15 protein-coding genes and 4 tRNA genes are annotated in these 21299 nt (G+C 53.3%); 18 read left to right on the forward strand and 1 reads right to left on the reverse strand.

Going from position 1 to position 21299, the window contains the following annotated elements; translation table 11 throughout:
• Positions 1-206: 206 nt before the first annotated feature.
• The 5 genes from dppA to dppF all read left to right on the forward strand — a co-directional run bounded on the left by dppA (position 207) and on the right by dppF (position 5910).
• The gene (dppA, locus tag ACQG19_RS01095) at positions 207-1814 is read left to right on the forward strand and encodes a dipeptide ABC transporter periplasmic-binding protein DppA (RefSeq protein ID WP_023620080.1); all 1608 of its coding nucleotides are present in this window, start codon (positions 207-209) and stop codon (positions 1812-1814) included.
• A gap of 160 nt (positions 1815-1974) precedes the next feature.
• Positions 1975-2994, forward strand: coding sequence for a dipeptide ABC transporter permease DppB (dppB, locus tag ACQG19_RS01100; protein WP_014830232.1), 1020 nt, complete (start codon positions 1975-1977; stop codon positions 2992-2994).
• Positions 2995-3003: 9 nt separating this feature from the next.
• A complete protein-coding gene (gene dppC, locus ACQG19_RS01105; RefSeq protein ID WP_020684504.1) occupies positions 3004-3906 on the forward strand; it encodes a dipeptide ABC transporter permease DppC in 903 nt (300 codons plus the stop codon).
• Positions 3907-3916: 10 nt separating this feature from the next.
• Positions 3917-4900, forward strand: coding sequence for a dipeptide ABC transporter ATP-binding protein (gene dppD, locus ACQG19_RS01110; protein ID WP_013094994.1), 984 nt, complete (start codon positions 3917-3919; stop codon positions 4898-4900).
• Positions 4897-5910 carry a dipeptide ABC transporter ATP-binding subunit DppF gene (dppF, locus tag ACQG19_RS01115; RefSeq protein ID WP_014830234.1) on the forward strand — a complete coding sequence of 338 codons (1014 nt, stop codon included), beginning with the start codon at positions 4897-4899 and terminating at the stop codon, positions 5908-5910. The genes dppD and dppF overlap by 4 nt, the downstream gene beginning before the upstream one ends.
• Before the next feature lie 43 nt (positions 5911-5953).
• Here dppF and coaA read toward each other — a convergent pair whose 3' ends face one another.
• Positions 5954-6904 carry a type I pantothenate kinase gene (coaA, locus tag ACQG19_RS01120; RefSeq protein WP_013094996.1) on the reverse strand — a complete coding sequence of 317 codons (951 nt, stop codon included), beginning with the start codon at positions 6902-6904 and terminating at the stop codon, positions 5954-5956.
• A gap of 317 nt (positions 6905-7221) precedes the next feature.
• Here coaA and ACQG19_RS01125 point away from each other — a divergent pair.
• The 13 genes from ACQG19_RS01125 to rpoC all read left to right on the forward strand — a co-directional run bounded on the left by ACQG19_RS01125 (position 7222) and on the right by rpoC (position 21292).
• A tRNA-Thr gene (locus tag ACQG19_RS01125) sits at positions 7222-7297 on the forward strand.
• An 8-nt stretch (positions 7298-7305) separates the two neighbouring features.
• Positions 7306-7390, forward strand: a tRNA-Tyr gene (locus ACQG19_RS01130).
• 117 nt (positions 7391-7507) lie between these two features.
• Positions 7508-7582: transfer RNA gene (locus ACQG19_RS01135), tRNA-Gly, on the forward strand.
• A gap of 6 nt (positions 7583-7588) precedes the next feature.
• Positions 7589-7664 (forward strand) — tRNA-Thr (locus ACQG19_RS01140).
• Positions 7665-7782: 118 nt separating this feature from the next.
• Positions 7783-8967, forward strand: a complete 1185-nt coding sequence (tuf, locus tag ACQG19_RS01145) for an elongation factor Tu (protein ID WP_013094997.1) — start codon at positions 7783-7785, stop codon at positions 8965-8967.
• Between the two features lie 229 nt (positions 8968-9196).
• Positions 9197-9580 (forward strand): preprotein translocase subunit SecE, encoded by a 384-nt coding sequence (gene secE, locus ACQG19_RS01150; RefSeq protein WP_013094999.1) that lies wholly within the window; start codon positions 9197-9199, stop codon positions 9578-9580.
• A 1-nt stretch (position 9581) separates the two neighbouring features.
• A complete protein-coding gene (gene nusG / locus ACQG19_RS01155) occupies positions 9582-10127 on the forward strand; it encodes a transcription termination/antitermination protein NusG (protein WP_003862341.1) in 546 nt (181 codons plus the stop codon).
• 155 nt (positions 10128-10282) lie between these two features.
• Positions 10283-10711, forward strand: coding sequence for a 50S ribosomal protein L11 (rplK, locus tag ACQG19_RS01160; protein WP_008503452.1), 429 nt, complete (start codon positions 10283-10285; stop codon positions 10709-10711).
• A gap of 3 nt (positions 10712-10714) precedes the next feature.
• Positions 10715-11419, forward strand: a complete 705-nt coding sequence (rplA, locus tag ACQG19_RS01165; RefSeq protein WP_013095000.1) for a 50S ribosomal protein L1 — start codon at positions 10715-10717, stop codon at positions 11417-11419.
• 292 nt (positions 11420-11711) lie between these two features.
• Entirely contained in the window at positions 11712-12209 is a 498-nt protein-coding gene (gene rplJ, locus ACQG19_RS01170) for a 50S ribosomal protein L10 (protein ID WP_013095001.1), read from the forward strand.
• 66 nt (positions 12210-12275) lie between these two features.
• The gene (rplL, locus tag ACQG19_RS01175; protein ID WP_013095002.1) at positions 12276-12644 is read left to right on the forward strand and encodes a 50S ribosomal protein L7/L12; all 369 of its coding nucleotides are present in this window, start codon (positions 12276-12278) and stop codon (positions 12642-12644) included.
• A gap of 319 nt (positions 12645-12963) precedes the next feature.
• Positions 12964-16992, forward strand: a complete 4029-nt coding sequence (rpoB, locus tag ACQG19_RS01180; protein ID WP_008503453.1) for a DNA-directed RNA polymerase subunit beta — start codon at positions 12964-12966, stop codon at positions 16990-16992.
• A gap of 76 nt (positions 16993-17068) precedes the next feature.
• Positions 17069-21292 (forward strand): DNA-directed RNA polymerase subunit beta', encoded by a 4224-nt coding sequence (rpoC, locus tag ACQG19_RS01185; RefSeq protein ID WP_013095003.1) that lies wholly within the window; start codon positions 17069-17071, stop codon positions 21290-21292.
• The last annotated feature ends 7 nt before the right edge of the window (positions 21293-21299 follow it).

Below are 21299 nucleotides of genomic sequence, written 5' to 3' on the forward strand. Positions count from 1 at the left end.
TGTATTGACGTTTTCACATTCTGTTGACAGATTGTAGGGCACGAGGGGCATTTCAGGGACGATCTGCGCTGCAACTCCAACGCTCTTCTGAAAGGATTCTCCATCCCTTTAACGCCTTCGGGCATCACCGACCGGACCGGGTAAAAAATAAATAAAGGTCAGGCGGCGTAACACAACAAAGCAAAACATCACATTGGAGCAGAATAATGAGTATTTCCTTGAAGAAGTCAGGGATGCTGAAGCTTGGTCTGAGCCTGGTGGCTATGACCGTGGCAGCAAGCGTACAGGCAAAAACCCTGGTTTACTGTTCTGAAGGCTCGCCGGAAGGCTTTAACCCACAGCTCTTTACCTCTGGTACGACTTACGACGCAAGCTCTGTGCCGATCTATAACCGTCTGGTTGAATTCAAAACCGGCACCACGGAAGTGATTCCTGGCCTGGCGGAGAAGTGGGATGTCAGCGAAGACGGTAAAACCTATACCTTCCACCTGCGCCAGGGCGTGAAGTGGCAGGACAGCAAAGAATTCAAACCAACGCGCGACTTCAACGCCGATGACGTTGTGTTCTCCTTCGATCGTCAGAAAAACGCTCAGAACCCGTACCACAAAGTGTCCGGCGGTAGCTATGAGTACTTCGAAGGGATGGGGCTGCCAGACCTGATCGCTGAAGTGAAAAAAGTGGACGATAAAACCGTTCAGTTCGTGCTGACTCGCCCGGAAGCGCCATTCCTGGCGGACCTGGCCATGGACTTCGCCTCTATCCTTTCTAAAGAGTACGCGGACAACATGCTGAAAGCCGGCACGCCGGAAAAAGTGGACCTGAACCCAATCGGTACCGGTCCGTTCCAGCTGCTGCAGTACCAGAAAGACTCCCGTATTCTGTACAAAGCGTTCCCGGGCTACTGGGGTACCAAACCACAGATCGACCGTCTGGTCTTCTCCATTACGCCTGACGCGTCTGTGCGTTACGCAAAACTGCAGAAAAACGAATGCCAGGTTATGCCCTACCCGAACCCGGCTGATATCGCCCGCATGAAGCAGGACAAGAATATCAACCTGATGGAGCAGGCTGGCCTGAACGTGGGCTATCTCTCCTTCAACACCGAGAAGAAACCGTTTGATGACGTGAAAGTGCGTCAGGCGCTGACTTATGCGGTGAACAAAGAAGCGATCATCAAGGCCGTTTACCAGGGCGCTGGCGTTGCGGCTAAAAACCTGATCCCGCCAACCATGTGGGGCTATAACGATGACGTTAAAGACTACACCTACGACCCAGAGAAAGCGAAAGCGCTGCTGAAGGAAGCAGGGCAGGATAAAGGCTTTACCGTTGAACTGTGGGCGATGCCGGTACAGCGTCCGTACAACCCGAACGCACGCCGTATGGCTGAAATGGTTCAGGCTGACTGGGCGAAAATCGGCGTTCAGGCCAAGATTGTCACCTACGAGTGGGGCGAGTATCTGAAGCGCGCCAAAGCGGGTGAACATCAGGCAGTGATGATGGGCTGGACCGGTGACAACGGGGATCCGGACAACTTCTTCGCCACCCTCTTCAGCTGTGCGGCGGCAAAAGACGGCTCTAACTACTCTCGCTGGTGTTACAAGCCGTTTGAAGACCTGATCCAGCCGGCGCGTGCCACCGACGATCACAACAAACGTATTGAACTCTACAAGCAGGCACAGGTTGTTATGCACGATCAGGCTCCGGCTCTGATTGTTGCTCATTCCACCGTGTACGAGCCAGTGCGCAAAGAAGTGAAAGGCTACGTGGTTGATCCGCTGGGCAAACACCACTTCGAAAACGTATCTGTTGAATAATCAGTAGGGTGTTCTCCCTCTCCCTGTGGGAGAGGGCAGGGGTGAGGGGCTTGCATGCTAGTCCTCACCCTAACCCTCTCCTGCGGGAGAGGGAATTTACATTTGTGAGCAATACAGACGCCACGCCACTGGTCGTGCGTCTTCAGAGAGAATCCGGGTTATGTTGCAGTTCATCCTCCGACGTTTGGGACTTGTCATCCCCACGTTTATCGGTATCACCCTTCTCACTTTTGCCTTTGTCCATATGATCCCCGGCGACCCGGTAATGATTATGGCGGGCGAGCGTGGTATTTCCCCTGAACGTCATGCGCAGCTGCTGGCTGAACTCGGCCTCGATAAGCCGATGTGGCAGCAGTACCTCCACTATATCTGGGGCGTTATGCATGGTGACTTAGGGATTTCACTGAAAAGCCGTCTTCCGGTGTGGGACGAGTTCGTGCCGCGTTTTAAAGCGACACTGGAGCTTGGCATCTGCGCCATGATTTTTGCCACTGCGGTGGGTATCCCTGTCGGGGTGCTGGCTGCCGTTAAACGTGGCTCTATTTTTGACCATACCGCTGTGGGCCTGGCGCTGACCGGCTACTCCATGCCGATCTTCTGGTGGGGCATGATGCTGATTATGCTGGTCTCGGTGCAGCTTAACCTGACGCCGGTCTCCGGACGCGTCAGCGATATGGTCTTCCTCGATGATTCCAACCCGTTGACCGGCTTTATGCTGATTGATACGGCGATATGGGGCGAAGAGGGCAACTTTATTGATGCGGTCGCGCATATGATCCTGCCGGCGATGGTGCTCGGCACGATCCCTCTGGCGGTAATCGTGCGTATGACCCGTTCGTCAATGCTGGAAGTGCTGGGCGAGGATTATATTCGTACCGCGCGTGCCAAGGGCCTGACGCGTATGCGAGTCATCATCGTTCATGCGCTGCGTAACGCCATGCTGCCGGTGGTGACCGTTATCGGTCTGCAGGTGGGTACGCTGCTGGCAGGGGCGATCCTGACCGAAACCATCTTCTCCTGGCCGGGCCTTGGCCGCTGGCTGATTGACGCGCTGCAACGCCGTGACTATCCGGTCGTGCAGGGCGGTGTATTGCTGGTCGCGACGATGATTATTCTCGTCAACCTGCTGGTCGATTTGCTGTACGGCGTGGTGAACCCGCGTATTCGTCATAAGAAGTAAGGGGCCATCATGTCACACGTTTCTGAAAATAAAGTGGTTGCTGCACCGGTTCCAATGACGCCGCTGCAGGAATTCTGGCACTACTTCAAGCGTAATAAAGGCGCGGTAGTGGGGCTGGTCTATGTCTCTGTCATGATCCTGATTGCCGTGTTTGCAAACGTGCTTGCACCGTATAACCCGGCCGATCAGTTCCGTGACGCGCTGCTGGCCCCCCCTGCATGGCAGGACGGCGGGAGCCTGGCTCACCTCTTGGGTACCGATGATGTGGGTCGCGACGTGTTGTCGCGTCTGATGTACGGCGCGCGTTTGTCGCTGCTGGTGGGCTGCCTGGTGGTGGTGCTGTCCCTGATCATGGGGATCATCCTCGGCCTGGTTGCGGGTTATTTTGGCGGTATTGTTGATAACATCATCATGCGTATCGTCGACATCATGCTGGCGCTGCCAAGCCTGCTGCTGGCCCTGGTGCTGGTGGCGATATTTGGCCCGTCGATCGGTAATGCCGCGCTTGCGCTGACCTTCGTGGCACTCCCTCACTACGTGCGTTTAACCCGTGCGGCAGTGCTGGTGGAAGTGAACCGCGACTACGTCACCGCGTCCCGCGTGGCCGGTGCCGGTGCGATGCGCCAGATGTTCGTCAATATCTTCCCGAACTGCCTTGCGCCGCTGATTGTTCAGGCGTCGCTCGGCTTCTCTAACGCCATTCTTGATATGGCCGCTCTTGGCTTCCTGGGCATGGGTGCGCAGCCGCCAACACCGGAGTGGGGCACGATGCTCTCCGACGTGTTGCAGTTCGCACAAAGCGCCTGGTGGGTTGTCACCTTCCCGGGTCTGGCAATTCTGCTGACGGTGCTGGCATTTAACCTGATGGGTGATGGTCTGCGCGATGCACTTGATCCCAAACTGAAGCAGTAAGAGGCACGAGATGGCGTTATTAAATGTAGATAAATTATCGGTGCACTTCGGCGATGAAGGCACCCCGTTTCGCGCCGTGGACCGCATCAGCTACAGCGTAAATCAGGGCGAAGTGGTTGGCATTGTTGGGGAATCCGGTTCCGGTAAGTCCGTAAGCTCACTGGCGATTATGGGGCTGATCGATTATCCGGGCCGCGTGATGGCGGAAAACCTGCAGTTCAATGGTCAGGATCTGAAGCGCATTTCCGAGAAACAGCGCCGCCAGCTGGTGGGCGCGGAAGTGGCGATGATCTTCCAGGACCCGATGACCAGCCTGAACCCCTGCTACACCGTGGGCTTCCAGATTATGGAGGCGATCAAGGTCCATCAGGGCGGTAACAAGAAAACCCGTCGTCAGCGGGCGATCGACCTGCTGAACCAGGTGGGGATCCCTGACCCGGCATCGCGCCTTGATGTCTACCCGCATCAGCTTTCTGGCGGGATGAGTCAGCGTGTGATGATCGCGATGGCAATTGCCTGTCGGCCAAAACTGCTGATTGCCGATGAGCCGACCACAGCGCTGGACGTGACCATCCAGGCGCAAATCATCGAGCTGCTGCTGGAACTGCAGCAGAAAGAGAACATGGCGCTGGTGCTGATTACGCACGACCTGGCGCTGGTGGCTGAAGCAGCACACAAAATCATCGTGATGTATGCAGGACAGGTGGTGGAGACCGGAAGTTCGCACGATATCTTCCGCGCACCGCGTCATCCGTATACCCAGGCGCTTTTACGTGCGCTGCCGGAGTTTGCCCAGGATAAAGCGCGTCTGGCGTCGCTGCCGGGTGTGGTACCGGGTAAATATGACCGTCCGCAGGGCTGCCTGCTGAATCCGCGTTGCCCGTATGCGACGGATAAATGCCGTGCAGAAGAGCCTGAGCTGAACCAGCTGGCTGACGGTCGTCAGTCGAAATGCCACTACCCACTCGATGATGCCGGGAGGCCAACACTATGAGTACGCAACAGGCCACCACGCAACAACCGCTGTTGCAGGCTATCGACCTGAAAAAACACTACCCGGTGAAGAAGGGGATTTTTGCCCCTGAGCGCCTGGTGAAAGCGCTGGACGGCGTCTCCTTTACCCTCGAACGCGGTAAAACGCTGGCGGTGGTCGGGGAGTCGGGCTGCGGCAAATCAACCTTAGGCCGTCTGCTGACGATGATTGAAACGCCTACCGGCGGCGAGCTTTATTATCAGGGGCAGGATCTGCTCAAGCACGATCCGCAGGCGCAGAAGCTGCGTCGCCAGAAAATCCAGATTGTGTTCCAGAACCCGTACGGTTCATTGAACCCGCGCAAGAAAGTGGGGCAGATTCTGGAAGAGCCGCTGCTGATTAACAGCAATCTCAGCAAAGAGCAGCGTCGTGAAAAAGCGCTGGCGATGATGGCGAAAGTCGGCCTGAAAACCGAGCATTACGATCGCTACCCGCATATGTTCTCTGGCGGTCAGCGCCAGCGTATCGCCATCGCTCGTGGCCTGATGCTCGACCCGGATGTCGTGATTGCCGATGAACCGGTCTCAGCGCTCGACGTTTCCGTGCGCGCACAGGTGCTGAATCTGATGATGGATCTGCAGCAGGAGCTGGGGCTGTCTTACGTATTTATCTCCCACGACCTGTCGGTGGTAGAGCATATCGCTGATGAAGTGATGGTGATGTATCTGGGGCGCTGCGTGGAGAAGGGGACGAAAGATCAGATCTTTAATAACCCTCGCCACCCGTACACCCAGGCGCTGCTCTCTGCGACACCGCGCCTGAACCCGGACGATCGTCGTGAGCGTATTAAGCTGACCGGTGAACTGCCAAGTCCGCTGAATCCACCTCCGGGATGTGCGTTCAACGCCCGCTGCAGTCGCCGCTTTGGCCCTTGCACCCAGCTACAGCCGCAGCTGAAAGATTATCGCGGTCAGCTGGTGGCCTGCTTTGCGGTCGATCAGGATGAAAACGGCGAAAAGCCTCAGGCGTAAACAAAAAAACCGGCGTTGAGCCGGTTTTTTTATGTCTGCTAACCTATTTCCGCAAACGAATCTGGTCCACGGCGTGTTTCTCGCTCTTGGTGAGGATCAGGCTCGCCCGCTCGCGGGTAGGGAGAATGTTCTCTTTCAGGTTTACGTAGTTGATCTCGTTCCACAGACCTGTCGCCACCTTCACCGCCTCTTCTTCAGAAAGCTGGGCGTAGTGATGGAAATAGGAGTCCGGGTCGGTGAACGCCCCTTCGCGGAACTTCAGGAAGCGGTTGATATACCAGCTTTGCAGCAAATCTTCCGGTGCATCGACATAAATAGAGAAATCGACGAAGTCAGAGACAAACACGTGATGCGGATCGTGAGGGTAATCCATCCCGCTTTGCAGCACATTTAACCCTTCCAGAATCAGAATGTCTGGCTGCACCACCGTTTTGTCTCCGCCCGGAATGCGATCGTAGATCAGGTGCGAATAGACCGGCGCCGTGACGTTAGGCACGCCGGATTTCAGGTCAGAGACAAATTTCACCAGACGGTGCATGTCATAAGAGAGCGGGAAGCCCTTCTTCTTCATCAGCCCGCGTTCTTTTAACACCTCATTGGGGTGCAGAAAGCCGTCGGTGGTGATCAGCTCCACGCTGCGGTGTTCTGGCCAGCGGCTCAGGAGAGCCTGCAAGACACGCGCGGTTGTGCTTTTACCTACCGCCACGCTGCCAGCAATACTGATGATATAAGGAATGCGTTGACCATTAGTTCCAAGGAACTGTTCCAGCACCGCCTGACGGCGCAGGTTGGAACTGATATAGAAGTTAAGCAAGCGTGAGAGGGGGAGATAAATTTCTGCCACTTCTTCCAGGGACAGATCTTCGTTTATCCCTTTTAACCGTGCGATTTCACCTTCCGTCAGCGTCATAGGGACGGAATCACGCAGGGCAGCCCACTGGCTGCGGTTAAAGTGAAGATAAGGCGTCATTAACGTTTGCTCTTTTTTGCTCATAAGCATGCTTCAGTGAGCCAGCATCACATTGCCGGATCATGGCTCATCACACAGTTAATTTTGGACAATGGGCAGGAGGTTAACACCAGATGACAGGAATAATAAGAAAAAAGATGGAAAGCGCTGCGTTACGCGGAAGCCGTCACGCTACGGTGTATGCGATGCAATTCGCTCATATATGTTGAATATTTGACCGCGAATGACTACTTTTACAGCGCTTGATGCGTGGTTAGCATAAAATGTGAGCGAAAGAACGTTTTATGCAAATTTTTAGTTGCATGACCGCGCAGGTATCCATAGAATGCGCGCTACTTGATGCCGACTTAGCTCAGTAGGTAGAGCAACTGACTTGTAATCAGTAGGTCACCAGTTCGATTCCGGTAGTCGGCACCATCAAGTCCGGTGGGGTTCCCGAGCGGCCAAAGGGAGCAGACTGTAAATCTGCCGTCACAGACTTCGAAGGTTCGAATCCTTCCCCCACCACCACTTTCTGGCAGCGTAAATGCCGCCGGAGCTGGTTTAAAAGCTGAATCAGCTCGAACTTAAAAAGAGAGAAATCTCTTTTTTTGTTACAGAAAGAACTGGGTAGCCGAGTTTCAGGATGCGGGCATCGTATAATGGCTATTACCTCAGCCTTCCAAGCTGATGATGCGGGTTCGATTCCCGCTGCCCGCTCCAATACGTGCTGATATGGCTCAGTTGGTAGAGCGCACCCTTGGTAAGGGTGAGGTCCCCAGTTCGACTCTGGGTATCAGCACCACTTCACTTCTCCTTCCCGTTTCTCTCTGTTTCAATTTTACTTGATTCAACAGTTCAGGCATTTCGCCTGGTTGATGTGGTGATATCACCGATTTATCCGTGTCTTAGAGGGACAATCGATGTCTAAAGAAAAGTTTGAACGTACAAAACCGCACGTTAACGTCGGTACTATCGGCCACGTTGACCATGGTAAAACAACGCTGACCGCTGCAATCACTACCGTTCTGGCAAAAACCTACGGTGGTTCTGCTCGTGCATTCGACCAGATCGATAACGCACCAGAAGAAAAAGCTCGTGGTATCACCATCAACACCTCTCACGTTGAGTATGACACCCCGACTCGCCACTACGCACACGTAGACTGCCCAGGCCACGCCGACTATGTTAAAAACATGATCACCGGTGCTGCGCAGATGGACGGCGCGATCCTGGTAGTAGCTGCGACTGACGGCCCAATGCCTCAGACTCGTGAGCACATCCTGCTGGGTCGTCAGGTAGGCGTTCCTTACATCATCGTGTTCCTGAACAAATGCGACATGGTTGATGACGAAGAGCTGCTGGAACTGGTAGAGATGGAAGTTCGTGAACTGCTGTCTCAGTACGATTTCCCAGGCGACGATACCCCAATCGTTCGTGGTTCCGCGCTGAAAGCGCTGGAAGGCGACGCAGAGTGGGAAGCGAAAATCATCGAACTGGCTGGCTACCTGGATTCTTACATTCCAGAACCAGAGCGTGCGATTGACAAGCCATTCCTGCTGCCAATCGAAGACGTATTCTCCATCTCCGGTCGTGGTACCGTTGTTACCGGTCGTGTAGAGCGCGGTATCATCAAAGTGGGTGAAGAAGTTGAAATCGTTGGTATCAAAGAGACTGCGAAGTCTACCTGTACTGGCGTTGAAATGTTCCGCAAACTGCTGGACGAAGGCCGTGCTGGTGAGAACGTTGGTGTTCTGCTGCGTGGTATCAAACGTGAAGAAATCGAACGTGGTCAGGTTCTGGCGAAGCCAGGCTCAATCAAGCCACACACCAAATTCGAATCTGAAGTGTACATCCTGTCCAAAGACGAAGGCGGCCGTCATACTCCGTTCTTCAAAGGCTACCGTCCACAGTTCTACTTCCGTACAACTGACGTGACCGGTACCATCGAACTGCCAGAAGGCGTAGAGATGGTAATGCCAGGCGACAACATCAAGATGGTTGTGACTCTGATCCACCCAATCGCGATGGACGACGGTCTGCGTTTCGCAATCCGTGAAGGTGGCCGTACCGTTGGCGCGGGCGTGGTTGCTAAAGTTCTCGGCTAATTGCTGATAACATTTGACGCAATGCGCAATAAAAGGGCATCATTTGATGCCCTTTTTGCACGCTTTCACGCCAGAACCTGGCTCATCAGTGATTATTTTTGTCATAATCATTGCTGAGACAGGCTCTGCAGAGAGCGTATAATTCGAAAAGCGAATTAGCATTTCGATTTGGTTTGCCTCGCGATCGCGGGGTGAAAATGTTTGTAGAATACTTCTGACAGGTTGGTTTATGAGTGCGAATACCGAAGCTCAAGGGAGCGGGCGCGGCCTGGAAGCGATGAAATGGGTAGTGGTAGCCGTTCTGCTGATCGTAGCGATCGTCGGCAACTATCTTTATCGTGACATTATGCTGCCGCTACGCGCGCTTGCAGTGGTAATTCTGATTGCTGCAGCGGGTGGTGTCGCGCTGTTGACGACAAAAGGCAAAGCGACTGTCGCTTTTGCCCGCGAAGCGCGTACCGAAGTCCGTAAGGTAATTTGGCCGACTCGCCAGGAAACATTGCACACCACGCTGATCGTAGCGGCGGTAACCGCTGTAATGTCACTGATCCTGTGGGGACTGGATGGTATTCTGGTTCGCCTGGTATCCTTTATCACTGGCCTGAGGTTCTGAGATGTCTGAAGCCCCTAAAAAGCGCTGGTACGTCGTTCAGGCGTTTTCCGGTTTTGAAGGCCGCGTAGCAACGTCGCTGCGTGAGCATATCAAATTACACAACATGGAAGAGTTATTTGGCGAAGTTATGGTTCCGACCGAAGAAGTGGTCGAGATCCGTGGCGGCCAACGCCGCAAAAGCGAGCGTAAATTCTTCCCGGGTTACGTGCTGGTTCAGATGGTTATGAACGACGCGAGCTGGCACCTTGTGCGCAGCGTACCGCGCGTGATGGGCTTTATCGGCGGCACGTCTGACCGTCCGGCGCCAATCAGCGACAAAGAAGTTGATGCGATTATGAACCGCCTGCAGCAGGTGGGTGATAAGCCGCGTCCGAAAACGCTGTTTGAACCGGGTGAAATGGTTCGTGTTAATGACGGTCCGTTTGCTGACTTTAATGGCGTGGTCGAAGAAGTGGATTACGAGAAATCCCGCCTGAAAGTTTCTGTTTCTATCTTCGGTCGTGCGACCCCGGTAGAACTGGACTTTGCCCAGGTAGAAAAAGCCTAAGCAGCGATCAAAAAAGCGGCGATTTAATCGTTGCACAGGGCGCGAGATTGGAATACAATTTCGCGCCTTTTGTTTTTATGGGCCACGGCCTGTAAAACGATTTTATTCACGGGGAGCCTCGCTGAGGCGCTATCACCCAATCAGAGGATTTTAGAATGGCTAAGAAAGTACAAGCCTACGTCAAGCTGCAGGTTGCAGCTGGTATGGCGAACCCAAGTCCACCAGTTGGTCCAGCTCTGGGTCAGCAGGGTGTGAACATCATGGAATTCTGTAAAGCGTTTAACGCCAAAACTGAATCCCTGGAAAAAGGTCTGCCAATCCCAGTTGTAATCACTGTTTACGCTGACCGTTCTTTCACTTTCGTTACCAAAACCCCTCCTGCAGCAGTTCTGCTGAAGAAAGCGGCTGGTATCAAGTCTGGTTCCGGTAAACCGAACAAAGACAAAGTGGGTAAAATTTCCCGCGCTCAGCTGCAGGAAATCGCGCAGACCAAAGCTGCCGACATGACTGGTGCCGACATTGAAGCGATGACTCGCTCTATCGAAGGTACTGCACGTTCCATGGGCCTGGTAGTGGAGGACTAAGAAATGGCTAAACTGACCAAGCGCATGTCCGTGATCCGTGACAAAGTTGATGCGACCAAACAGTACGACATCAACGAAGCTATCGCTCTGCTGAAAGAACTGGCTACCGCTAAGTTCGTTGAAAGCGTTGACGTTGCTGTTAACCTGGGCATCGATGCTCGTAAATCTGATCAGAACGTTCGTGGTGCAACTGTACTGCCACACGGTACTGGCCGTTCCGTTCGCGTAGCTGTATTTACTCAGGGTGCAAACGCAGAAGCTGCTAAAGCTGCTGGCGCTGAACTGGTAGGTATGGAAGATCTGGCTGACCAGATCAAAAAAGGCGAAATGAACTTTGACGTTGTTATCGCATCTCCAGATGCAATGCGCGTTGTTGGCCAGCTGGGCCAGGTTCTGGGTCCACGCGGCCTGATGCCAAACCCGAAAGTGGGTACTGTAACCCCTAACGTTGCTGAAGCGGTTAAGAACGCTAAAGCAGGTCAGGTTCGTTATCGTAACGACAAAAACGGCATCATCCACACCACCATCGGTAAAGTGGACTTCGACGCTGACAAACTGAAAGAAAACCTGGAAGCTCTGCTGGTTGCGCTGAAAAAAGCTAAACCAACTCAGGCGAAAGGCGTGTACATCAAGAAAGTTAGCATCTCCACCACCATGGGTGCAGGTGTTGCAGTTGACCAGGCTGGCCTGAGCGCTGCTGCAAACTAATGCCTTTACGTGGGCGGTGATTTTGTCTACAATCTTACCCCCACGTTTGCTAACGAAAGTTAGCGGCTAAAAGAATTGTTCGTTGGAGCCTGGCCTAATCCAGGCCTCCGTCGAAGACCGCAGGTGTTTCGCAAGAGACTTAATCCCCTGCGTAGACGGTGACAGAACGCTAAGATTATTTTTGGATATTCTGGCTTGTTTCTGCTCACCGTATTAAGACGCTCTTTCCGCTGGGAAGAGTGAAGTGAGTTCCGGAACATGAGTTCCGGCAAACATCCAGGAGCAAAAGCTAATGGCTTTAAATCTTCAAGACAAACAAGCGATTGTTGCTGAAGTCAGCGAAGTAGCCAAAGGCGCGCTGTCTGCAGTAGTTGCGGATTCCCGTGGCGTAACTGTAGATAAAATGACTGAACTGCGTAAAGCAGGTCGTGAAGCTGGCGTTTACATGCGTGTTGTTCGTAACACCCTGCTGCGCCGTGCTGTTGAAGGTACCTCTTTTGAGTGCCTGAAAGACACGTTTGTTGGTCCGACCCTGATTGCATACTCTATGGAACACCCGGGCGCTGCTGCTCGTCTGTTCAAAGAGTTCGCGAAAGCGAATGCAAAATTTGAGGTCAAAGCCGCTGCCTTTGAAGGTGAGCTGATCCCGGCGTCTCAGATCGACCGCCTGGCAACTCTGCCGACCTACGAAGAAGCAATTGCACGCCTGATGGCAACCATGAAAGAAGCTTCGGCTGGCAAACTGGTTCGTACTCTGGCTGCTGTACGCGATGCGAAAGAAGCTGCTTAATCTCAGTTATCTTTATAAAGCATCTGCTTACGTATAAACTTATTCTGATATTCAGGAACAATTTAAATGTCTATCACTAAAGATCAAATCATTGAAGCAGTATCCGCTATGTCCGTAATGGACGTTGTTGAGCTGATCTCTGCAATGGAAGAAAAATTCGGTGTTTCTGCTGCTGCTGCTGTAGCTGTTGCTGCTGGCCCAGCTGCTGACGCTGCTGAAGAGAAAACTGAATTCGACGTAATTCTGAAAGCTGCTGGCGCGAACAAAGTTGCAGTAATCAAAGCTGTTCGTGGCGCTACCGGTCTGGGTCTGAAAGAAGCTAAAGACCTGGTAGAATCTGCTCCAGCTGCGCTGAAAGAAGGCGTGAGCAAAGACGACGCAGAAGCACTGAAAAAATCTCTGGAAGAAGCTGGCGCTGAAGTTGAAGTTAAATAAGCCAACTTTTCTGGTTGCAGCCTAAGTCATTAGGCTGATGGCTGGTGACTTTTTAGTCACCAGCCTTTTTGCGCTGTAAGGCCTCGGTAGCATTTCACACTGTTTGACTATCGATGTGTCTTTCAATGCTTGTTTCTATCGACGACTTAATATACTGCGACAGGGTGCTCGCTCTGTGTAAATCGCAATGAAATGGTTTAAGCGTGATAGCAACAGGTATTGCGGAAAGTATTCAATTTTCCGGTCCACAAAATGGTGTTGCACAAACTGTCCCTTCGTCGGACAGATGGGTCGACTTGTCAGCGAGCTGAGGAACCCTATGGTTTACTCCTATACCGAGAAAAAACGTATTCGTAAGGATTTTGGTAAACGTCCACAAGTTCTGGACATTCCATATCTCCTTTCTATCCAGCTTGACTCGTTCCAGAAGTTTATCGAGCAAGATCCTGAAGGGCAGTACGGTCTGGAAGCAGCCTTCCGTTCCGTGTTCCCAATTCAGAGCTACAGCGGTAACTCCGAGCTGCAGTACGTCAGCTACCGCCTTGGCGAACCGGTGTTTGACGTTCAGGAATGTCAGATCCGTGGCGTGACCTATTCCGCACCGCTGCGCGTAAAACTGCGTCTGGTGATCTACGAGCGCGAAGCGCCGGAAGGCACTGTTAAAGACATTAAAGAACAAGAAGTCTACATGGGTGAAATTCCACTCATGACAGACAACGGTACTTTCGTTATCAACGGTACTGAGCGTGTTATCGTTTCCCAGCTGCACCGTAGCCCGGGTGTCTTCTTCGACAGCGATAAAGGTAAAACACACTCTTCCGGTAAAGTACTGTATAACGCGCGCATCATTCCTTACCGTGGTTCATGGCTGGACTTCGAGTTCGATCCAAAAGACAACCTGTTTGTCCGTATCGACCGTCGTCGTAAACTGCCTGCAACCATCATTCTGCGCGCACTGAACTATACCACTGAACAGATCCTGGACCTGTTCTTTGAAAAAGTGATCTTTGAAATCCGCGACAACAAGCTGCAGATGGAGCTGGTGCCGGAACGTCTGCGTGGTGAGACCGCGTCGTTCGACATCGAAGCCGACGGCAAAGTGTATGTGGAAAAAGGTCGCCGTATTACCGCGCGCCACATCCGTCAGCTGGAAAAAGATGATATCAAACACATCGAAGTTCCGGTTGAATACATTGCAGGAAAAGTAGCCGCGAAAGATTACGTTGATGAATCAACTGGCGAGCTGATCTGCCCGGCTAACATGGAGCTGAGCCTGGATCTGCTGGCTAAGCTGAGTCAGGCTGGCCACAAACGTATCGAAACGCTGTTCACTAACGATCTGGACCACGGTCCGTACATCTCTGAGACTGTACGCGTCGACCCAACCAACGATCGTCTGAGCGCGCTGGTAGAAATCTACCGCATGATGCGTCCTGGTGAGCCACCAACTCGCGAAGCGGCTGAAAGCCTGTTCGAGAACCTGTTCTTCTCTGAAGACCGCTACGATCTGTCTGCGGTTGGTCGTATGAAGTTCAACCGTTCTCTGCTGCGCGATGAGATCGAAGGTTCCGGTATCCTGAGCAAAGACGACATCATCGAAGTGATGAAGAAGCTCATCGATATCCGTAACGGTAAAGGCGAAGTGGACGATATCGACCACCTCGGCAACCGTCGTATCCGTTCCGTAGGCGAAATGGCGGAAAACCAGTTCCGCGTTGGCCTGGTGCGTGTAGAGCGTGCGGTGAAAGAGCGTCTGTCTCTGGGCGATCTGGATACCCTGATGCCTCAGGATATGATCAACGCCAAGCCGATTTCTGCAGCCGTGAAAGAGTTCTTCGGTTCCAGCCAGCTGTCTCAGTTTATGGACCAGAACAACCCGCTGTCTGAGATCACGCACAAACGTCGTATCTCTGCACTCGGCCCAGGCGGTCTGACCCGTGAACGCGCAGGCTTCGAAGTTCGAGACGTACACCCGACTCACTACGGTCGCGTATGTCCAATCGAAACGCCTGAAGGTCCAAACATCGGTCTGATCAACTCCCTGTCCGTGTACGCACAGACAAACGAATACGGTTTCCTTGAGACCCCGTACCGTAAAGTGACTGACGGTGTTGTTACCGACGAAATTCATTACCTGTCTGCTATTGAAGAAGGCAACTACGTTATCGCTCAGGCGAACTCCAACCTGGATGACGAAGGCCACTTTGTAGAAGATCTGGTTACCTGCCGTAGCAAAGGCGAATCCAGCTTGTTCAGCCGCGACCAGGTTGACTACATGGACGTATCCACCCAGCAGGTGGTATCCGTCGGTGCGTCCCTGATCCCGTTCCTGGAACACGATGACGCCAACCGTGCATTGATGGGTGCGAACATGCAACGTCAGGCCGTTCCAACTCTGCGTGCTGATAAGCCGCTGGTTGGTACCGGTATGGAACGTGCTGTTGCCGTTGACTCCGGTGTTACTGCAGTGGCTAAGCGTGGCGGTACCGTTCAGTACGTTGACGCATCCCGTATCGTTATCAAAGTTAACGAAGACGAGATGTATCCGGGCGAAGCGGGTATCGACATCTACAACCTGACCAAATACACCCGTTCTAACCAGAACACCTGTATCAACCAGATGCCTTGCGTATCTCTGGGTGAGCCAGTTGAGCGCGGCGACGTGCTGGCAGACGGTCCGTCCACCGACCTCGGTGAACTGGCGCTCGGTCAGAACATGCGCGTAGCGTTCATGCCGTGGAACGGTTACAACTTCGAAGACTCCATCCTCGTCTCCGAACGTGTGGTACAGGAAGATCGTTTCACCACCATCCACATTCAGGAACTGGCCTGTGTGTCCCGTGACACCAAGCTGGGGCCAGAAGAGATCACCGCTGACATCCCTAACGTGGGTGAAGCTGCGCTCTCCAAACTGGATGAATCCGGTATCGTTTACATCGGTGCGGAAGTGACCGGCGGCGACATTCTGGTTGGTAAGGTAACGCCGAAAGGTGAAACCCAGCTGACGCCAGAAGAGAAACTGCTGCGTGCAATCTTCGGTGAGAAAGCGTCTGACGTTAAAGACTCTTCTCTGCGCGTACCAAACGGTGTTTCCGGTACGGTTATCGACGTTCAGGTCTTCACCCGTGACGGCGTTGAGAAAGATAAACGTGCGCTGGAAATCGAAGAGATGCAGCTCAAACAGGCTAAGAAAGACCTGTCTGAAGAACTGCAGATCCTCGAAGCGGGTCTGTTCAGCCGTATCTATGCGGTGCTGGTTGCCGGTGGCGTTGAAGCTGAGAAGCTCGACAAACTGCCACGCGATCGCTGGCTGGAACTGGGCCTGACCGACGAAGAGAAACAAAATCAGCTGGAACAGCTGGCTGAGCAGTATGACGAACTGAAACACGAGTTCGAGAAAAAACTCGAAGCGAAACGCCGCAAAATCACTCAGGGCGACGATCTGGCACCAGGCGTGCTGAAGATTGTTAAGGTATATCTGGCTGTTAAACGTCAGATCCAGCCTGGTGATAAGATGGCAGGTCGTCACGGTAACAAGGGTGTTATCTCTAAGATCAACCCGATCGAAGATATGCCGCACGATGCTAACGGTACGCCGGTAGATATCGTACTGAACCCACTGGGCGTACCGTCTCGTATGAACATCGGCCAGATTCTGGAAACCCACCTGGGTATGGCTGCGAAAGGTATCGGCGACAAGATTAACGCCATGCTGAAACAACAGCAGGAAGTCGCGAAACTGCGCGAATTCATCCAGCGTGCCTACGATCTGGGTACCGATGTGCGTCAGAAAGTCGACCTGAACACCTTCAGCGATGAAGAAGTGCTGCGTCTGGCAGAGAACCTGCGCAAAGGTATGCCAATTGCAACGCCGGTATTCGACGGTGCAAAAGAAGCTGAAATTAAAGAGCTGCTGCAACTGGGTGGTCTGCCAACGTCTGGTCAGATTACGCTGTTTGACGGCCGTACCGGTGAACAGTTCGAGCGTCCGGTAACCGTAGGTTACATGTACATGCTGAAACTGAACCACCTGGTCGACGACAAAATGCACGCTCGTTCTACCGGTTCTTACAGCCTGGTTACTCAGCAGCCGCTGGGTGGTAAGGCACAGTTCGGTGGTCAGCGCTTCGGGGAGATGGAAGTGTGGGCGCTGGAAGCATACGGCGCAGCATACACCCTGCAGGAAATGCTCACCGTTAAGTCTGATGACGTGAACGGTCGTACCAAGATGTATAAAAACATCGTGGACGGCAACCATCAGATGGAACCGGGCATGCCAGAGTCCTTCAACGTACTGTTGAAAGAGATTCGTTCGCTGGGTATCAACATCGAACTGGAAGACGAGTAATTCTCGCTCAAACAGGTCACTGCTGTCGGGTTAACGCCCGACAGCAGAGTGTGCTAACTCCGACGGGAGCAAATCCGTGAAAGACTTATTAAAGTTTCTGAAAGCGCAAACTAAAACCGAAGAGTTTGATGCGATCAAAATTGCTCTGGCTTCGCCAGACATGATCCGTTCATGGTCTTTCGGTGAAGTTAAAAAGCCGGAAACCATCAACTACCGTACGTTCAAACCTGAGCGTGACGGCCTTTTCTGTGCACGTATTTTCGGGCCAGTAAAAGATTACGAGTGCCTGTGCGGTAAGTACAAGCGCCTGAAACACCGTGGTGTGATCTGTGAGAAGTGCGGCGTTGAAGTGACCCAGACCAAAGTGCGCCGTGAGCGCATGGGCCACATCGAGCTGGCGTCTCCGACTGCTCACATCTGGTTCCTGAAATCTCTGCCGTCCCGTATCGGCCTGCTGCTGGATATGCCGCTGCGCGATATCGAACGTGTTCTGTACTTCGAATCTTATGTGGTTATCGAAGGCGGGATGACGAACCTGGAACGTCACCAGATCCTGACTGAAGAGCAGTATCTGGACGCGCTGGAAGAGTTCGGTGACGAATTCGACGCGAAGATGGGTGCGGAAGCTATTCAGGCCCTGCTGAAGAGTATGGATCTGGAGCAAGAGTGCGAGCAGCTGCGTGAAGAGCTGAACGAAACCAACTCCGAAACCAAGCGTAAAAAGCTGACCAAGCGTATCAAACTGCTGGAAGCGTTCGTTCAGTCTGGTAACAAGCCAGAGTGGATGATCCTGACCGTTCTGCCGGTTCTGCCGCCAGATCTGCGTCCGCTGGTTCCGCTGGATGGTGGTCGTTTCGCTACGTCCGATCTGAACGATCTGTATCGTCGCGTGATCAACCGTAACAACCGTCTGAAACGTCTGCTGGATCTGGCTGCGCCGGACATCATCGTACGCAACGAAAAACGTATGCTGCAGGAAGCGGTAGATGCCCTGCTGGATAACGGTCGTCGCGGTCGTGCGATCACCGGTTCTAACAAACGTCCTCTGAAATCTTTGGCCGACATGATCAAAGGTAAACAGGGTCGTTTCCGTCAGAACCTGCTCGGTAAGCGTGTTGACTACTCCGGTCGTTCTGTAATCACCGTAGGTCCATACCTGCGTCTGCATCAGTGCGGTCTGCCGAAGAAAATGGCACTGGAGCTGTTCAAACCATTCATCTACGGCAAACTGGAGTTGCGAGGACTCGCCACCACCATCAAAGCCGCTAAGAAAATGGTTGAGCGTGAAGAAGCTGTCGTTTGGGATATCCTGGACGAAGTGATCCGCGAACACCCGGTACTGCTGAACCGTGCACCAACTCTGCACCGTCTGGGTATCCAGGCATTTGAGCCAGTCCTGATCGAAGGTAAAGCTATTCAGCTGCACCCACTGGTTTGTGCGGCGTATAACGCCGACTTCGATGGTGACCAGATGGCTGTTCACGTACCGCTGACGCTGGAAGCCCAGCTCGAAGCGCGTGCGCTGATGATGTCTACCAACAACATCCTGTCTCCTGCGAACGGCGAGCCAATCATCGTTCCTTCTCAGGACGTTGTATTGGGTCTGTACTACATGACCCGTGACTGTGTTAACGCTAAAGGCGAAGGCATGGTGCTGACTGGCCCGAAAGAAGCTGAGCGTATTTATCGCGCTGGCCTGGCCTCTCTGCATGCGCGCGTTAAAGTGCGTATCACTGAATACGAAAAAGATGCTAACGGCGAATTCGTTGCGAAAACCAGCCTGAAAGACACGACTATCGGCCGTGCCATTCTGTGGATGATCGTACCGAAAGGTCTGCCTTTCTCCATCGTCAACCAGGCGCTGGGTAAGAAAGCGATCTCCAAAATGCTGAACACCTGTTACCGCATTCTGGGTCTGAAGCCGACTGTTATCTTCGCTGACCAGACAATGTACACCGGCTTTGCTTATGCAGCGCGTTCAGGTGCATCTGTTGGTATCGATGACATGGTCATCCCAGAGAAGAAACACGAGATCATCTCTGAAGCAGAAGCTGAAGTTGCGGAAATCCAGGAGCAGTTCCAGTCTGGTCTGGTAACCGCGGGCGAACGCTACAACAAAGTTATCGATATCTGGGCTGCGGCGAACGATCGTGTATCCAAAGCGATGATGGATAACCTGCAAACCGAAACCGTGATTAACCGTGACGGCGTAGAAGAGCAGCAGGTTTCCTTCAACAGTATCTACATGATGGCCGACTCCGGTGCGCGTGGTTCTGCAGCACAGATTCGTCAGCTGGCAGGTATGCGTGGTCTGATGGCGAAGCCAGATGGCTCCATCATCGAAACGCCAATCACCGCGAACTTCCGTGAAGGTCTGAACGTACTCCAGTACTTCATCTCCACGCACGGTGCACGTAAAGGTCTGGCGGATACCGCACTGAAAACAGCGAACTCCGGTTATCTGACGCGTCGTCTGGTTGACGTTGCGCAGGATCTGGTGGTGACCGAAGACGATTGTGGCACCCTTGAAGGTATCACCATGACCCCGGTTATCGAGGGTGGTGATGTTAAAGAGCCACTGCGCGATCGCGTACTGGGTCGTGTTACCGCGGAAGACATTCTGAAGCCGGGTACCGCAGACATTCTGGTTCCACGCAACACGCTGCTGCACGAACAGTGGTGTGACCTGCTGGAAGCGAACTCTGTTGACTCCGTGAAAGTGCGTTCCGTTGTATCCTGTGACACCGACTTTGGTGTATGTGCGCACTGCTACGGTCGTGACCTGGCACGTGGCCACATCATCAACAAAGGTGAAGCCATCGGCGTTATCGCGGCACAGTCCATCGGTGAGCCGGGTACACAGCTGACGATGCGTACGTTCCACATCGGTGGTGCGGCATCTCGTGCGGCTGCTGAATCCAGCATCCAGGTGAAAAACAAAGGTAGCATCAAGCTCAGCAACGCGAAATCGGTTGTGAACTCCAGCGGTAAACTGGTTATCACTTCTCGTAACACCGAACTGAAGCTGATCGACGAATTCGGTCGTACCAAAGAGAGCTATAAAGTGCCTTACGGTGCTGTTATGGCGAAAGGTGATGGCGAGCAGGTTGCCGGCGGTGAAACCGTTGCAAACTGGGATCCACACACCATGCCAGTTATCACCGAAGTGAGTGGTTTCATCCGCTTCACTGACATGATCGACGGCCAGACCATTACTCGTCAGACTGACGAGCTGACCGGTCTGTCTTCTCTGGTAGTTCTGGATTCTGCTGAACGTACTACCGGCGGTAAAGATCTGCGTCCTGCACTGAAAATCGTTGATGCTCAGGGTAACGACGTTCTGATCCCAGGTACCGATATGCCTGCGCAGTACTTCCTGCCTGGTAAAGCGATTGTACAGCTGGAAGATGGCGTACAGATCAGCTCTGGTGACACCCTGGCGCGTATTCCTCAGGAATCCGGCGGTACCAAGGACATCACCGGTGGTCTGCCACGCGTTGCGGACCTGTTCGAAGCACGTCGTCCGAAAGAGCCGGCAATCCTGGCTGAAATCAGCGGTATCATCTCCTTCGGTAAAGAGACCAAAGGTAAACGCCGTCTGGTTATCACCCCGGTAGATGGCAGCGAGCCGTACGAAGAGATGATTCCTAAGTGGCGTCAGCTCAACGTGTTCGAAGGTGAACGCGTAGAACGTGGTGACGTGGTTTCCGACGGTCCAGAAGCGCCGCACGACATCCTGCGTCTGCGTGGTGTGCATGCTGTTACGCGTTACATTGTTAACGAAGTACAGGACGTATACCGTCTGCAGGGCGTTAAGATTAACGATAAACATATCGAAGTTATCGTTCGTCAGATGCTGCGTAAAGCGACCATCGAGAACGCGGGCAGCTCCGAGTTCCTGGAAGGCGAGCAGGTTGAGTACTCACGCGTCAAGATCGCTAACCGCGAACTGGAAGCGAACGGCAAAATCGGTGCGACCTTCTCGCGCGATCTGCTGGGTATCACCAAAGCGTCTCTGGCAACCGAGTCCTTCATCTCTGCAGCATCGTTCCAGGAAACCACTCGTGTCCTGACCGAAGCCGCTGTTGCAGGTAAACGTGATGAACTGCGCGGTCTGAAAGAGAACGTTATCGTGGGTCGTCTGATCCCAGCGGGTACAGGTTATGCGTACCATCAGGATCGTATGCGTCGTCGTGCTGCAGGCGAACTGCCAGCTGCACCGCAGGTGACTGCTGAAGATGCATCCGCGAGCCTGGCAGAGCTGCTGAACGCAGGTCTGGGCGGTTCCGACAACGAGTAATCGTTAA

Origin of the sequence: Enterobacter cloacae complex sp. 277I4, assembly GCF_050031465.1 — a bacterium.
Lineage (GTDB): Bacteria > Pseudomonadota > Gammaproteobacteria > Enterobacterales > Enterobacteriaceae > Enterobacter > Enterobacter cloacae.